Source organism: Pseudoalteromonas qingdaonensis (assembly GCF_038739665.1).
GTDB lineage: Bacteria > Pseudomonadota > Gammaproteobacteria > Enterobacterales > Alteromonadaceae > Pseudoalteromonas > Pseudoalteromonas qingdaonensis.
The window spans coordinates 346,802-361,734 of the sequence record NZ_JBCGCU010000001.1 but is presented as its reverse complement, the minus strand read 5'-3'; the positions used below and the strand labels follow the sequence as shown (position 1 = coordinate 361,734).

The 14,933-nt window shown below is 49.3% G+C and carries 13 protein-coding genes; 8 read left to right on the top strand and 5 right to left on the bottom strand.

Annotation, left to right across the window (positions count from 1 at the left end):
• Positions 1–5 precede the first annotated feature (5 nt).
• A complete protein-coding gene (plsY, locus tag WCN91_RS01645) occupies positions 6–617 on the bottom strand; it encodes a glycerol-3-phosphate 1-O-acyltransferase PlsY (protein WP_342675680.1) in 612 nt (203 codons plus the stop codon).
• Between the two features lie 172 nt (positions 618–789).
• On the opposite strand from plsY, the gene folB reads away from it, so the two are divergent.
• The 3 genes from folB to WCN91_RS01630 are packed head-to-tail and all read left to right on the top strand — an operon-like array spanning position 790 to position 2,428.
• Positions 790–1,143, top strand: coding sequence for a dihydroneopterin aldolase (gene folB, locus WCN91_RS01640; RefSeq protein ID WP_342675679.1), 354 nt, complete (start codon positions 790–792; stop codon positions 1,141–1,143).
• Between the two features lie 2 nt (positions 1,144–1,145).
• Positions 1,146–1,628, top strand: coding sequence for a 2-amino-4-hydroxy-6-hydroxymethyldihydropteridine diphosphokinase (gene folK, locus WCN91_RS01635; RefSeq protein ID WP_342675678.1), 483 nt, complete (start codon positions 1,146–1,148; stop codon positions 1,626–1,628).
• Entirely contained in the window at positions 1,625–2,428 is an 804-nt protein-coding gene (locus WCN91_RS01630; RefSeq protein WP_342675677.1) for an undecaprenyl-diphosphate phosphatase, read from the top strand. The genes folK and WCN91_RS01630 overlap by 4 nt, the downstream gene beginning before the upstream one ends.
• Before the next feature lie 55 nt (positions 2,429–2,483).
• Here the strand turns inward: WCN91_RS01630 and WCN91_RS01625 are convergent, their stop codons facing one another.
• On the bottom strand, positions 2,484–3,590 hold the full coding sequence (locus tag WCN91_RS01625; protein WP_342675676.1) for a tRNA nucleotidyltransferase/poly(A) polymerase-related protein: 1,107 nt from the start codon (positions 3,588–3,590) through the stop codon (positions 2,484–2,486).
• 166 nt (positions 3,591–3,756) lie between these two features.
• On the opposite strand from WCN91_RS01625, the gene WCN91_RS01620 reads away from it, so the two are divergent.
• A complete protein-coding gene (locus WCN91_RS01620) occupies positions 3,757–4,680 on the top strand; it encodes an ExeA family protein (RefSeq protein WP_342675675.1) in 924 nt (307 codons plus the stop codon).
• Positions 4,681–4,689: 9 nt separating this feature from the next.
• A complete protein-coding gene (locus WCN91_RS01615; protein ID WP_342675674.1) occupies positions 4,690–5,739 on the top strand; it encodes a general secretion pathway protein GspB in 1,050 nt (349 codons plus the stop codon).
• A gap of 83 nt (positions 5,740–5,822) precedes the next feature.
• Here WCN91_RS01615 and putA read toward each other — a convergent pair whose 3' ends face one another.
• Complete coding sequence (gene putA, locus WCN91_RS01610) at positions 5,823–9,626, bottom strand: bifunctional proline dehydrogenase/L-glutamate gamma-semialdehyde dehydrogenase PutA (protein ID WP_342675673.1); 3,804 nt, start codon at positions 9,624–9,626, stop codon at positions 5,823–5,825.
• A gap of 284 nt (positions 9,627–9,910) precedes the next feature.
• Between putA and WCN91_RS01605 the strand changes: the two genes are divergently transcribed.
• The gene (locus tag WCN91_RS01605; protein ID WP_342675672.1) at positions 9,911–10,393 is read left to right on the top strand and encodes a winged helix-turn-helix transcriptional regulator; all 483 of its coding nucleotides are present in this window, start codon (positions 9,911–9,913) and stop codon (positions 10,391–10,393) included.
• A gap of 60 nt (positions 10,394–10,453) precedes the next feature.
• On the opposite strand, the gene WCN91_RS01600 is transcribed toward WCN91_RS01605, so the two are convergent.
• Complete coding sequence (locus tag WCN91_RS01600; RefSeq protein ID WP_342675671.1) at positions 10,454–11,044, bottom strand: TIGR04211 family SH3 domain-containing protein; 591 nt, start codon at positions 11,042–11,044, stop codon at positions 10,454–10,456.
• Between the two features lie 200 nt (positions 11,045–11,244).
• Here WCN91_RS01600 and WCN91_RS01595 point away from each other — a divergent pair, with 200 nt between their 5' ends.
• Both WCN91_RS01595 and WCN91_RS01590 read left to right on the top strand, forming a co-directional pair.
• Positions 11,245–12,768, top strand: a complete 1,524-nt coding sequence (locus tag WCN91_RS01595) for a CYTH and CHAD domain-containing protein (protein ID WP_342675670.1) — start codon at positions 11,245–11,247, stop codon at positions 12,766–12,768.
• Positions 12,728–13,402 carry an START domain-containing protein gene (locus tag WCN91_RS01590; RefSeq protein ID WP_342675669.1) on the top strand — a complete coding sequence of 225 codons (675 nt, stop codon included), beginning with the start codon at positions 12,728–12,730 and terminating at the stop codon, positions 13,400–13,402. The genes WCN91_RS01595 and WCN91_RS01590 overlap by 41 nt, the downstream gene beginning before the upstream one ends.
• 44 nt (positions 13,403–13,446) lie before the next feature.
• Here WCN91_RS01590 and metK read toward each other — a convergent pair whose 3' ends face one another.
• On the bottom strand, positions 13,447–14,598 hold the full coding sequence (gene metK, locus WCN91_RS01585; RefSeq protein ID WP_342675668.1) for a methionine adenosyltransferase: 1,152 nt from the start codon (positions 14,596–14,598) through the stop codon (positions 13,447–13,449).
• Positions 14,599–14,933: the final 335 nt, after the last annotated feature.

Here is a 14,933-nt window from a genome sequence, read left to right as displayed (position 1 = left end):
CTGGGTTATTTCTCCGGCGCTATCTCTTCTTTTTCTTTCTTTTTTCCTACTTTAGGCTCTTTGCCCTTGAGCAAGCGCATGATATTTGTGCGATGGCGAAAGATGATCAGCACGGTTAAAAACAGCACAGGCTCTGTGTACAAGGGCTTGATCCACCAGGTATACAAGGGCGCAAGGGAAACGGTGACCAAGGCGGCCAGGGATGAATAGCGGGTCAGGGCAACAATGCAGGCCCAGGTGAGGATCAGCAAGCCACCGAGCGATAAACCTATAGGCAATAAGGCGCCAAAGGCGGTGGCCACGGCCTTGCCGCCCTTAAAACCGAAAAACAGCGGGTAGATATGCCCTAAACAGGCGGCCACGGCGACCAATCCCAGGTGAATTGGATCTATGTCCATAAAATAGGCGCTCCACACCGGGATGGTGCCTTTAAGAATATCGAAAACTAATACCAGGATCGCTGGGAGCTTACCGCCAATGCGCAATACGTTGGTGGCGCCGGGGTTTTTTGAACCGGCCTGGCGAGGATCGGGCAGCGCAAAAAGGTGGCAGATCAGAACTGCTGAAGAGACCGAACCGAGAAGATAGGCAAAAATGCACATTAACGCCGCTAACACTGTCATCCTTATTTTTTAATTGTACGTTTTAAGCTATTATCGCCGCTCATTATAAGTGTGCGCCGTTCATATTTTATGCGAGCGCAGCGAGGTAAATCGCGGTTACGCCAGGTCAGGGTACTGATTCTAATCCTTTATAGGTATCCGACCAGCTGACATTGGAGCTTCAAACATGGACAAAGTCTATATATCACAGCTTAGAGTGGACACCATTATTGGAGTGTACGACTTTGAGAAAGAAAGTAAACAAAGCCTTTATTTCGATATCGAAATGGACTGCGATTTACGCCAGGCCGCCCAGAGTGACGACCTTTCCTATACCATTGACTATGCCTTGGTTAGTCAGCGTGTCACCGAACACTGCTTGGCAAAACCTGTGGAATTGCTGGAAACCCTGGTAGAGCAATTGGCGGCGCTTATTCTTAATGAATTCAATACGCCCAAGGTGGCCATTACCGTCAGCAAGCCTGCAGCGGTACCGGCGGCGCAAACCGTTGGCGTTAAAATAGTACGTAGTCAAAGTTAGTTATGGCCCGTATTTATATTAGCCTAGGCTCTAATATCAATAAGCGTGAAAACCTTCTTAATGGGTTAAGTGCGCTGCGCCAGCACTTCGGCGTGTTGCAACACTCCAGTGTGTACGAGAGTGAAGCGGTGGGCTTTAACGGCAGTAATTTTTATAATTCTGTGGCTGGGGCCGACACTGATATGAGTCTGGCTCAGGTTTGCAGTCTGCTTAAGCAGATTGAGCGTGACAATGGCCGCACCCCCGACGATAAAAAATTTAGCCCCCGTACTTTGGATCTAGATCTATTGTTTTATGACGATATGATCTGCGACTCACCGGCGCAACTGCCCCGTGATGAGATCACCAAAAATGCCTTTGTGCTCTGGCCCTTGTTTGAACTGGCCCCAGAGCTGGTGCACCCGGTTACGCAAACCACCATTGCCACACTTTGGCAAAATTATGATAAATCAAAACAAAACCTATGGAAGGTCACTATCGAATGAGTATTCTCGCTATTGTTGTATTGGCAGTGATTCAAGGACTGACAGAATTTCTTCCCATTTCGAGCTCCGCTCACCTGATTTTACCTTCGCAGCTATTGGGCTGGCAGGATCAGGGTCTGGCTTTTGATGTGGCCGTGCATGTCGGCTCCTTAATGGCGGTGATGATTTATTTTCGCAAAGAAATAGGCGATATCCTGGTGGCCTGGTTTAAATCCTTTGGCTCGCAAGGGGCTACCGATGACAGCAAATTGGGCTGGTATATTTTACTGGCGACCATTCCTGCAGGCATAGCTGGCAAACTCTTTGAAGACTTGATTGAGCAGCATCTGCGTGCGGCCATAGTGATTGCCATTACCACTATTTTCTTTGGCTTAGTGCTCTGGCTGGCGGACATTAAGGCCAAGCAATCAAAGAATATCTATCAATTGAATTGGAAGTCGGCCTTGTTGATCGGCTGTGCTCAGGCTGTGGCCCTTATTCCTGGTACTTCACGCTCGGGTATCACCATGACGGCAGGCCTGTTTTTGGGTCTTACAAAGGAAAGCGCGGCGCGCTTTTCGTTTTTGCTTTCGGTGCCCGTGATTGGCGGCATGGGGCTTATTAAAACCATAGAGCTGGCCACGGGTGAGCAAGCGGTAGACTGGCAGGCGCTTATTCTTGGTGCTGGCTTATCCTTTATGGCCGCTTATGCCTGTATCTTCTTATTCCTTAAGTTTATCGAGCGCATGGGCATGTTCCCCTTTGTGATTTACCGCTTGCTTCTGGGCTTTGGCTTACTGGCGTTTTTACTTTATCAATAGCCCACGCGCTGCACTTACCTAGCTTTAAAGTTAGAAATAAACTTGGCCCCATTGTTCATGGGGCCAAGACGTTTTCAATGGCCTCAATTCGCCCTTGGGCCAGCGCCGTTTTAATGGCCGCCCCTTGTATACCCTGAGCAATATAAGTCTGTGCGTTTACTTGCTGCGCCGCCTCGGCAGCCTTAAGCAATAGGGCTTGGCGGCTAAAATCACCGAGCTGGGCGCACGTATAAGCCTGTACCAAGTCGTCCAGTCGCTGTGGACGGCGCCAAATATCCAACTCATTAAAAAGCGTTACCAGCTCCTTGGCCTGCCAGTTTTCTTGGCTGAGCAGGGCACCATGATTGGCCAGCGCTTCGCTTATCTCCATATATTGTTTTGGCACTCGATAGTGCTCATAAAAGGCTTGTCGCGCCTTAGCATCGAGCGGTTGCATCACCTGCGCAAACTGACAGGGCGGGGTGCAGTCATGGCTGCGGCCATAGTCTATTTGCGCTTCAAGGCTCTGCTTTTCACTCGGCCATATATTGGCTAATTCGGGGCAGAATATGCTTAGGGCATCGCATTGGGCCAGAGCATCGATAAAAATATGAATATAACCGTCATCCAGAGCCTTTTGCCATTCCATCCAAACACGCTCGGGTGTGAGCGCTTGCAGTTCACCGCTTTGGGCTATGTTGCGCATCAGGGCCTGAGTTTCATCGGCTATTTGAAAACCGAGATAGTGATAGCGGGCGCGAAAACGTGCTACCCGTAATACTCGCAATGGGTCTTCGCTAAAGGCGGCGCTAACATGGCGTAGCAGGCGTTTTTCAAGGTCGGCCTGGCCATTAAAAGGGTCGAAAAGCTGGCCATCTTCGCCTTGGGCTATGGCGTTGACGGTCAAGTCGCGGCGCTCTAAATCCTGCTCCAGGGTGATATTCGGGTTAAAGTCACAAATAAAACCGGTGTAGCCTTGGCCCTGTTTGCGCTCGGTACGCGCCAGGGCGTATTCTTCCTTACTCTGGGGATGCAAAAACACCGGGAAATCCTTACCAACCTGAGTGTAACCAAGGCGTTTCATTTCTTCTATGGTCGCGCCGACCACCACATAGTCACGCTCTTTGATGACTCGCCCTAATAACTGATCGCGTACCGCGCCACCGACTAAATATGTTTGCATCCGTTTTCCCCTAGCGGCTAAAAAGATGATTGTAACAGAGTTTTATCATGGCGGTTTTTTTGCCATTATAAGAAGCGCGAGTGATAATTTATCTTAAGCGCAGCGCTTAGTGCCTATCTGGGAGAAGTTCCGAGTATGGCCTGTGGCAAATACTAAGGACCTATTTGTGTATCTAGATTACTTTGGTTTAACCGAAAAACCCTTTTCCATCGCCCCGAATCCCGAGTACCTTTATCTCAGTGAACGCCACAATGAAGCGCTGGCGCACCTGACCCATGGTTTAGGTGAGTCCGGCGGCTTTGTATTATTGACCGGCGAAGTGGGCACAGGCAAAACCACGGTAACCCGATGTATGCTTGAGCAGGTGCCAGACTCGACTCAGGTGGCCTTTATTCTTAACCCTACCTTGTCTGAGTTGGAGTTGTTGGCGAGTATCTGTGATGAGTTAGAGATCGAATATGATCACCAAAACGCCACCTTAAAGACACTGACCGACCGCATTAAGGAGCGTTTGCTAAACAATCATGTTAATGGTCGCCATACCATGCTGATCATAGATGAAGCTCAGCATTTGGCGCCTCAGGTGTTGGAGCAGCTGCGTTTACTTACCAATTTAGAAACCAATCATAAAAAGCTGTTACAGATAATTTTGGTCGGCCAGCCGGAACTGCAGGCTTTATTGCGTCGTAACGAGCTGCGCCAGCTGGCCCAGCGTATTACCGCTCGTTATCACCTGTTGCCACTGACCCTGGCTCAGGTCGACGCTTATGTTAAACACCGCTTAAAAATTGCCGGTGGCAGACAGATTCTTTTTGATCGCGCCGCGGTAAAGCAAATCCATCAACTGACCGGCGGTATTCCGCGTTTGATCAACCTGCTATGCGAACGTGCCTTACTCGGTGCCTATTCGGCTCAGGTTAATCAGGTAAGCAAAAAATTAGTCACTCGAGCAGCTCAGGAAGCCTTGCCTGAGACCTTACCGAGCCAGAAAAATAACGGTGTACAGAGCCGAGGCAAACGTTTTGCTTTTACCCTGGGCGGGGTTATGATGCTGTTCGCCGTGGGCATTGGCTTATCTTATTTTATTTAGGGCTCTACTATGTCGCTGTTATTAGACGCATTAAAACAATCACAAAATCAATCGAGCGCCCTGGAGTCAGAGCCGGATACATCGCAACAAGAGGCGCTGGACTTTTATCGCCGCCTAAGCTGGGGCCTGGTTGCCCTGGTGGTGATTGCTGTGGTTCTGGTGGTGGGCTATTTCGCCGGTAAATGGTGGCAGGATAATAGTAATTACTTGCTAGTGCAGGCCAAAACCCAGATGCAGGCACAGGAGCAGCAGAGCAAGGCAAGTGTTAGCGCTACGCCAACGGCTTCACCGGCTCAGGTGAATGCCGAGTTGGCCTTGGCCCAAGCGCAGCCAGGCAATCCCCCTCAAAATCAAGTGAGCGGCCAACCCGTTGCTCAGATGCAGCAGGGGCAGGTAAACCTCAATGCCCTGCAGGTGCCGGTGCAATTCGCTCAACCATATCAACAGCCATATCAACAAATGGTGCCCGTTTATGTGATGGGACAAATGCCTCAGGCCTACGGCCCTGGCACCTATATGCAATGGGTTCCCGCTTATGGTAATCCTATGATGGCCAATGCCGGCCAATACCCACAGGGCTTTAATCCTGCGGCGCAGCCGGTTGATACCAGTCAATATAAGGTGGTGGGCAAGCCACTGGATCAGGGCAGCAATAATTATCAGCAACCTCAGCAGAACTATTCTTCGACACCTGATTATAACAATGCTGAGTTACAAGGGGTTTCCAGCGACTTAAAACGTGCCTTTGCCGATGCTGTAGCCGCCACCGAAGGTATGGACAAGGGGGATACGGTGACTACCACCTCGCGTAACAGCGCCATGGTGGAGCCCATTGAATTATTGCCAGAGGCGATTCAAAGCCGTATTCCTTCGCTCGTTTACCAGGCGCATATTTATGCCACCGATCAGGATAGGCGTTGGATTAAGCTCAATGGTTATGAGCTGTATGAGGGCGATAATGTGGGTCGTTTACGGGTTGTGGAGATCACTCCGGAGCAGACGATTCTAAGCCTTGATAACTATGAATTCTCGCTTGAAGCCATGCAAGACTGGCCTTAATCGAGGCACGGATTATCGGCGCTGAGGCGTTGAGAGAGTAATAAAAAAGGCGCCAATTGGCGCCTTTTTCAGTAGCTTACGATTTATTCTTCGTCTTCTACCAGGGTCATCAATGAGGTGTTACCACCTGATGCCGTGGTATCGATACTGATGGTCTTTTCCGTCAGTAGACGGTTGATCAGGGTATCGTAGTACTCGGCACTGATCACCGGCAGGATAGCACCCTTACGGTTTGCCAACTGCTGTGCGAAGTAGCCCAAGCGAGACGAGCGTGCAGCAACAACTGCACCGGCAAGGTGAGAGTGCGCCAAAATAGCTTGTAGCTGGTTTGGCTTAGCTACTTGCAATACGCCCTCGGCTACACCGGTTGCAATGAACTTATCGCGGAACGCCAGAGCTTCTTCATAGAAGAGCTCAGAGGCAACTGTGATAACCGTGTTACCTGCTGCCAGCGCAGTGATAATAGAAATCGCCCAGAAGTTGAACGAGGTACTCTTATCTGCGTAACAAACCACACAGCCGCGCGGCTCAAGATACAGGATGTTTGATTCACCTGTTGGCCCAGGCAATACCTTAGGACGCTTCATGCGCTTTTCAATGCGGTTAAGCTGAGTACGGGCATCGCTCAGAGTCTTGGCCAGGTCATCGGCTAGTTCGTCGATGATCTCAACCGTAGCCACTTTTGCCAATAGCTGACGAAGTGCAGATACACGGTCGTTTAGTGCCGTTGCGCGCCAGATCTTCTCATCGCGCATTGATGCACTCATCAGGGCTTCAACTTTTTCAGTAGCACCTGAGTAGTGGTGTTGATCCGCTTCATCCGCTGGTAAGTTGGTCATCTGCACGTTCTCTGGAGAGGCTTTCTCTTTAACCAGGCGAAGTAGGTAGTTAGGACCACCTGCTTTAGGGCCGGTACCAGAAAGACCACGACCACCGAACGGCTGCACGCCAACGATAGCACCGATCATATTACGGTTAACATAGACGTTACCGGCACGAGATTGACGAGCCACGTACTCACAACGCTCTTCAATACGTGAGTGAATGCCCATAGTCAGGCCGTAACCCGTGTTATTGATTTGATCAATGACGTTATCAAGCTCACCCGCTTTAAAGCGAACGATATGCACGATAGGACCAAATACTTCGCGCTTAAGCACAGACAAGTCTTTGATTTCATACAGGCGCGGTGCAAAGAAGAAGGCACCGTTTTCGCTGTTATCAGGGATTTCACACTGATAGTGCAGCGTGGCGTTGCCTTTTAGGTATTCAACGTGAGCGGTCAGCGCTTTCAGTGCTTTTTCGTCGATTACCGGACCTATATCCGTAGACAAATAAGCCGGATCGCCAATGTGAAGCTCGGCCATTGCACCTTTAAGCATGGTAATGATGCCATCGGCAACGTCGTCTTGTAAGAACAATACGCGCAGTGCAGAACAACGTTGACCGGCACTTTGGAAGCCAGATTTAACTACATCGTCTACTACCTGCTCAGGCAAAGCGGTAGAGTCCACGATCATACAGTTTTGGCCACCAGTTTCGGCAATAAGTGGAACCTGGATATCGTTACGAGCTGCCAGAGTTTGTGAAATAAGCGTACCTGTTTCCGTTGAACCGGTGAACATTACTGCTTGAATGCGCTCATCAGGCACTATGTGCTTACCAACTTCGCTACCGCGAGCGATAACCGGCTGCACCACGTGCTCAGGCAGACCTACATATTGCATTAGCTCAATGGCGCGTAGCGCGATCAAACTGGTTTGCTCAGCTGGTTTGGCGATAACCGTGTTACCAGTCACAATGGCAGCTACAACCTGGCCTAGGAAGATGGCAAGCGGGAAGTTCCACGGGCTGATACATAGCACCACACCGCGGGCTTCAAAACGCTCATCTTCTGATAGCTCTTCGGCGCGGGCGGCATAGTAACGACAGAAATCTACCGCTTCACGTACTTCATCGATACCGTCTTGAGTGATCTTACCGGCTTCTTTTACACAAAGAGCCACTAGTTCGTCATTATGACGCTCTAAGATATCCGCAATACGACGTAATAGATCCGCACGCTCTTTAACTGGCGTTGCCGACCAAGAGGTAAAGGCATTTTCTGCGTTTGCCAGCAGGGTTTGCATCTCATCGCCTGTGTTTAGGCGGTGCTGACCAATAATCTCTTTGTGGTTCGCAGGGTTGCGTACCGCCAGATTACCTTCAGCAACTTGATCTTCGCTGATAAGGTGCTCGGCAAACCAGGCATCCATATTGGCTTTTAGTGGGGTGATGACATTAATGTCGGTTAAGTCCATACCCTTAGAGTTTGGACGCTCGTCACCATAAAGCTCAATTGGTAGCTTAATTTGCTTGTTGTACTTGTTACGCAGGCCTTGCAGGGTTTCTACCGGATCCGGCAGTAACTCTTCAACTGGCTTGGTCACATCAACAATAGCGTTAACGAACGATGAGTTGGCACCGTTTTCAAGCAGACGACGTACTAGGTAAGCAAGCAGGTCTTCGTGTTGACCAACAGGCGCATACACACGACACTGAATCTTTTCTTGAGTTACAACCTGATCGAACAGTGACTCACCCATGCCGTGTAAGCGCTGGAATTCAAAGCCCTGGTTGTCACCCTTGGCTACTTCCAAAATGGTTGCAGCTGTGTAGGCGTTATGCGTTGCGAATTGCGGGTAAAGAGCATCGCGTGCATCCATCATTTTAATGGCACAGGCTTTGTAAGATACGTCTGTGGTCGCTTTACGGGTAAATACCGGGAAGTGATCTAAACCATCTTGTTGTGTGGTTTTGATTTCTGTATCCCAGTAGGCACCTTTAACCAAACGTACCATTAGCTTGCGGCCAACGCGGCGAGCCAGGTTGGTTAGCCATTCAATTACGAAAATTGCACGTTTTTGGTAAGCCTGAACCGCTAGACCAAAACCTTGCCAGTCACCAAGCTCGGCGTCGCTGAATACGGCTTCGATAATATCCAGTGAGATATCAAGACGGTCTGCTTCTTCGGCATCAACAGTTAGGCCGATGTCGTATTGCTTGGCAAGTAGCGCCAGCTCTTTTAGCTTTGGTACAATCTCTTCCATAACGCGGTCACGGTGAGTAAACTCATAGCGCGGGTGGATAGCAGAAAGTTTTACCGAGATACCCGGGCTTTTCACCGGGCCACGACCATTGGCCGCTTTACCTATGGCATGAATCGCCATAACGTAGCTGTTGTAGTAACGCTCGGCATCACGCATGGTGCGTGCGCCTTCACCTAGCATGTCATAAGAGTAAACGTAACCCTTGCTTTCAGCTTCTGCAGCACGCTCTATCGCTTCGTCAATGGTTTGACCCATAACGAACTGCTTACCCATGATCTTCATGGCGAAGTTTACAGACTTACGAATAACCGGCTCACCCAGGCGACCTACGGTACGCTTTAACAGGCCGAACTGGTCTTCTTTATTTTTGTCACTGTAGTTAACCATTTTACCGGTTACTAATAGACCCCAAGAAGATGCGTTTACAAACAGTGAGTCACTCGCACCTAAGTGTGAGCTCCAGTCGCCATTGGCCAACTTGTCACGGATTAATTCTTCTTGTGTTGCTTTATCTGGCACGCGCAGTAGCGCTTCGGCCAAACACATTAACACCACGCCTTCTTCACTGGACAGAGAGAATTCGTTTAATAGCGCGTCAACACCGCTTTGACCATCTTGGTCTTTACGGATATTCAATACCATTTGACGTGCGCGCTCCCAAGCGCGGCTTCGTGCCGTAACGCCTACTTCAGCCAATGGCAGAATGTGATCAATTACTTCGTTCTCATCGATACGGTAGAAATCACGGATCTTCTGGCGGACAGGGCATTCTGTAATCAAATTGCCTTCAAATAACATAAGCAACCCTCAAAATAACGGAGTCTAAACATAGCAACTGTACCCAACACCATAAGGTGGGATGGTGGGGCCTCGGTTACGACAATTACTACATTGTAGGTTCTAACTGCGAGAGTGTAGATTTTTACCTACGTGGATATTCAGTATGTGGTTAAGATTGTGCTCTTAATGACTACATATTCGCGGGCATTCTAAAGAAAATACCGCAGAATATGCTGGTTTAATTTTGGCAATTACGATAATTTACAGGGTATATTCCTAGCTTGCCCGTATAAAATTCTGTTATGTCCCTAATAGCCAAGTCTCGTGTCCTAGATAGGATAGATTTAGCCATCCTTGATGAGCTGCAAAAAAATGGTCGCATCTCCAATGTAAACCTGGCTAAACAGGTGAACCTGAGTCCTAGCCCCTGCCTGGACAGGGTCAAACGCCTAGAAGCCGAGGGCTTTATCGAAGGCTATTTTGCCAAGCTCAGTGAACAGAAGCTCAATCAAAGCCTGCTGGCTCATGTGCAGGTGTCGCTGGTAACCTCTAACACCTCTGTGTTTAAAACATTTAAAGAGCATATAGTTAAAACCCCGCAAGTGGTGGAGTGCGATATGGTGGCCGGGGGCTATGATTACCTGCTTAAGGTGCGGGTGAGTGATATGAATGAGTATCGTAAGGTGCTTGGCGATCTGGTCGATATTCCTGGGGTGGGCACGCACCATACCTATATGGTGATTGAAAAAGTGAAAGAGGACACGGGTCTGCGTATCGACTTATAAAGGCCCCAAAAAAAGAGCGCCTAGGCGCTCTTTTTTGTGATAATTCATGTAAAGGCTAGTTTACGCCCAACCATCATAGCGCTTTCGGCGCGACAGGAAGATGGTCAGAATAATGCCTAAGAATAAACCGATAAAGGCAATGGCACCGCCATAGGTCAGTAACTGGCGCTTTTCTTTTGCCCGCAGATTCTGCTGCTTGGTTTGCACGGCATCACGCTCGGCAATGGCTTGATCAAGCTGAGCCTGAAGCTGCTCGGTTTGTGTGCTTAAATCACTGTTCATGCTTTGCAGTTGTGGCACCTGAGCTTGTACATCACGTAGTTTTTGTTGGGTGCTGGCCAGCTCTTCGGCAAGGTTTTCGTGTTTAACCTTGAGGCTTTGCTCCTGATTGATGTATTTGCTTTCTACCCAGCCCTGGCGCTCTTTGTCGTCAACAACCTCAAAAAAGCCGTTATTTTCAGTGCCGGTAACCAGCTTGATTTGGGTGCCGGCGTTCACGGAGCCGATAATGCGGTAGTTTTTACCTGCACCCGAGTGCATGAAAATATAGAGATCATCACTGATATAAGCGGTGCTGGGGGCGGCAATGGCCATTTTGGTGATTAGTGCGCTGGAAATTAAAACTAGCGCAACACACAGGTGTTTTAGCATGCAACTAAACCTTGTTTACGTAAATAAGATGTTGATTGAGGCATATTATTGGCTGGCGTGGCGAATGGCAAGGCCGATTTTGTAACCCGCCCCCGCGGCTAAGGGCTTAAATTACTGGGAAATGAATGCAAAAAGTTTGCATTCATTGGTGGCTTTGTTTATGTTGTCTTCTTGTCAATTTCATTGGTCTTCTAGAACGTATGGACACTGAAATAGAGCTGAAATTTTTAGTTTCTGAGGCGGTCATACCGTCGATTCCAGCACTTATCACACAGTTTGCAAAAACCGTTACCAACAAGCCTTCGCGTAATCTGCAAAATGCCTATTTTGATACTCCCAGCCGTGAATTACGGGCTCTGGATATAGGTCTGCGCACGCGCTGCTGCGATGGACAATGCGAGCAAACCATTAAGCTTGCCGGCGAGACCGTTGGGGGGCTGCATCAGCGTCCGGAGTATAATTTGCCCATCGAAGGCAACCGCCCCGAGCTTAGTCACTTCGACGCCAGTATTTGGCCGCATGGGGTGCAGGTTGAAGCCATTGCCGATAACTTATATCCACTCTTTAGCACCAACTTTATTCGCCGTACCTGGCTGTTAGAAACGCAAGCCGGCACCTTGATTGAAGTGGTATTGGATAAAGGAGAGGTTTCTGCCAATGCCAGCGTTGAGACTATTTGCGAATTGGAAATCGAACTGGTTAAGGGCGAGCGCAGCGAGCTCTTTTCCCTGGCGGAAAAGCTAATTGAAAACCTGCCGCTGCGCATGGGCTTATACTCCAAGGCGGCGCGCGGTTATCGCTTGGCTGATGATCAGCCGCTGATGGCGAGCAAGGAAATCGATATGGTTGCACTGAGCAACGCCGACTCGCAGGAGCGGGCGTTGGAGAAGTGTTTAAACCACGGCATTACCTTTGTGCAAAAGCACGAGGAGTGCTATTTCCAAAAGCCGAGCTTAAAAACCCTCAAGCGTATTACCGATGGTGTCAGTCTTATTCGTCACAGCCTGTGGTTGTTTAGCGACATCGTTGAAAAGCAAGACACAGAGCGTTTGCGCTCGGAGCTGAAGTGGCTGCTAAGCGAATTAAGCTGGGTGGAAACCGCCATCCAACTGAAAACCTTTACCTCGAAAAAGCACGCTTACTATAAAAAAATCAATGCGGCGCCCGAGCTGGCGCAGGTGATTGAAGATTTAAAAGCGGTTCAGCCGAACATAGACGAAGTGCAAAAGGTCTTTACCAGTAAGCGCTATAACCTCTTGCTGCTGGATCTCACCATTTGGCTGACCGAGCGCGGCTGGCGACAGTCATGGGGGCAGGCTCAGTTCCAGGCGGCGGAGAAAAATATCCATGATATCGCCGCTCACTTGCTGGAGTTTGACTGGCATGAAATGCGCGCCCTGGTCGACAATGATTCACAGTTGTCGAGCGATGAATACTTAAGCCTAAAACACCGCCTTGAGCGTAACCTATTGAGCGGTTGCTGTTTAGGGGCTTTATTCGATGAAAATGCACGTATGAATTTCCGCGCTCCTTGGTTGGATATCATTCATGGCACCTTCGAGTTATTCACTCTTAATTACCTTGGCCAGTTATGTCAGGGCAAGGACAGTGATGAGCTGGCAAAAATCCAGGCCTGGCTAGCACAGAAAACGGACAGTCTACTCGGTGCCATGGAGCAAAGTCGTGAAGCGACCCGTAATATTCAGCCTTATTGGCGCGATTAGCCTCTTTAGCGCGCAAAGCTATGCCTTTGCCGCGCAAGAAAATTGGCGCACCTGGAAGCACTCACAGCAATACCAGGTGCAGTATTATCAAACGGCGCAAGGGCACTATGCTATTAAGGCCAAGTTGTTTGTTGCCAAGGCCACTAAGGCGCAATTTATCAGCCTGTTGCATGATACCGAGCATGCGCCCGATTGGCTTGAGGGGGTAAAGCGGGTCAAGCTGCTCGACAGCCCAAGCGCCAATCGCACCCTGGTTTTTACCCACCTGAACTCGCCCTGGCCGGTGGCCGACAGGGAGCTGTATACCGAGTCCTGCTATGAAGCCCTAGACGAGCAAAGCTCGCGATTATTAATTCGCAGTGTTGACCCGGATAGGGATGTAGGCAAGGGGAGGGTGCGGATAAAGGAATTAGAAGCGCTGTGGGTACTAACGCCACGAACGGATGGTTTGGTGTTGGAATATCAGGTCGAGGCCGACCCCGGCGGTGCCATTCCTACCTGGCTGAGCAACAAGGTGTCGCTAAAAAGTGTGTATAAGACGCTGATGAACTTACGCCGAGTGCTGTCTAAGACCCAGGTCATATCACCCTTGCCTTTGCAAGAGGGCGACTGCTCCTCCTTTAAGCAGATATAAAAAAAGCGCTCAATGAGCGCTTTTTTTTCTAAGCTGTTGCAGTCTTAAAAACCTGCGTCTGCTTTTAATGCTTCTACTTTGTCCGTCGCTTCCCATGGGAATTCGTCGCGACCGAAGTGACCGTAAGCAGCGGTAGGCTGATAAATAGGACGCTCAAGGTCAAGCATCTGGATCAGGCCGTAAGGACGTAGGTCGAAGTGCTTGCGGATAAGCTCAATCAAACGCGCTTCGTCTAGTTTACCTGTGCCGAAGGTTTCAACGCTGATAGAGGTAGGCTCGGCCACACCGATAGCGTAAGAAACTTGAATTTCACAACGATCTGCAAGACCAGCGGCAACAATGTTCTTAGCAACATAACGAGCTGCGTAGGCTGCTGAACGGTCAACTTTTGATGGATCCTTACCAGAGAAGGCACCACCACCGTGACGCGCCATACCACCGTAAGTATCAACGATGATCTTACGACCAGTAAGACCACAGTCACCCATAGGGCCACCGATTACGAAACGGCCAGTTGGGTTGATAAAGAACTTAGTCGCTGAAGTGATAAGCTCAGCCGGAAGCGTTGGCTTGATGATGGTTTCCATCACGGCTTCTACTAGAGCGTCTTGTGAGATAGTGTCACAGTGCTGCGTTGATAGTACAACTGCGTCGATACCCACTGCTTTGCCATTTTCATAAGCAAAAGTTACCTGAGATTTTGCATCCGGACGAAGCCAAGGAAGCTCGCCGTTTTTACGTACGTGCGCTTGACGCTGTACCAGGCGGTGTGAATAGGTAATAGGAGCAGGCATCAATACGTCTGTTTCGTTACAAGCGTAACCGAACATTAGACCCTGGTCACCGGCGCCTTGATCTTCAGGGCGAGCACGGTCAACACCTTGGTTGATGTCCGGAGACTGTTTACCAATGGTGTTTAGGATGGCACATGAATCGGCATCGAAACCCATGTCTGAGTGGGTGTAGCCAATTTCACGTACGGTTTTACGCGTAAGCTCTTCGATATCAACCCAAGCGCTGGTGGTGATCTCACCGCCAACCATAACCATGCCGGTTTTTACATAGGTTTCACAAGCAACACGAGCGTGCGGGTCTTGCTCCAAAATAGCATCTAATACCGCATCTGAAATTTGGTCAGCGATTTTATCCGGATGTCCCTCAGATACCGACTCAGAAGTAAATAAATGTTTTGCCATTGGTTCTTTCTCACAAGTCTCGCGCTTCCCAAACTCGTCACCAACCTCTGGGCGCAGCGCAGCATAAAAAAATAAGGCGCGTATTCTAGCTAAATGATCACACCTTGCATAGCATTTTTACGCCTAGACGTCCAAAATACTTATTTTCATTCGCCAAACTAATAGCTTGCCTTTAAATCAGCTGAAGTAATTGCTCTAGTCTATGAGTAATTCTAAAGTCGCTCACTTTGGCCGCAAGTTTTATTTGCAGGGGGCGTATGAATAAGTAAAAATGGGCATCTATTTTGCCTTCGCTAGCTTGAGCAAGGCGAATCATCCAGCGCAAATACATATAA

Bases quoted from the DNA above. Each gene is read 5' to 3' on its own strand.
- folB (WP_342675679.1), top strand. From the start codon at position 790: ATGGACAAAGTCTATATATCACAGCTTAGAGTGGACACCATTATTGGA.
- folK (WP_342675678.1), top strand. From the start codon at position 1,146: ATGGCCCGTATTTATATTAGCCTAGGCTCTAATATCAATAAGCGTGAA.
- WCN91_RS01630 (WP_342675677.1), top strand. From the start codon at position 1,625: ATGAGTATTCTCGCTATTGTTGTATTGGCAGTGATTCAAGGACTGACA.
- WCN91_RS01625 (WP_342675676.1), bottom strand. From the start codon at position 3,590: ATGCAAACATATTTAGTCGGTGGCGCGGTACGCGATCAGTTATTAGGG.
- WCN91_RS01615 (WP_342675674.1), top strand. From the start codon at position 4,690: ATGTCGCTGTTATTAGACGCATTAAAACAATCACAAAATCAATCGAGC.
- putA (WP_342675673.1), bottom strand. From the start codon at position 9,626: ATGTTATTTGAAGGCAATTTGATTACAGAATGCCCTGTCCGCCAGAAG.
- WCN91_RS01605 (WP_342675672.1), top strand. From the start codon at position 9,911: ATGTCCCTAATAGCCAAGTCTCGTGTCCTAGATAGGATAGATTTAGCC.
- WCN91_RS01600 (WP_342675671.1), bottom strand. From the start codon at position 11,044: ATGCTAAAACACCTGTGTGTTGCGCTAGTTTTAATTTCCAGCGCACTA.
- WCN91_RS01595 (WP_342675670.1), top strand. From the start codon at position 11,245: ATGGACACTGAAATAGAGCTGAAATTTTTAGTTTCTGAGGCGGTCATA.
- metK (WP_342675668.1), bottom strand. From the start codon at position 14,598: ATGGCAAAACATTTATTTACTTCTGAGTCGGTATCTGAGGGACATCCG.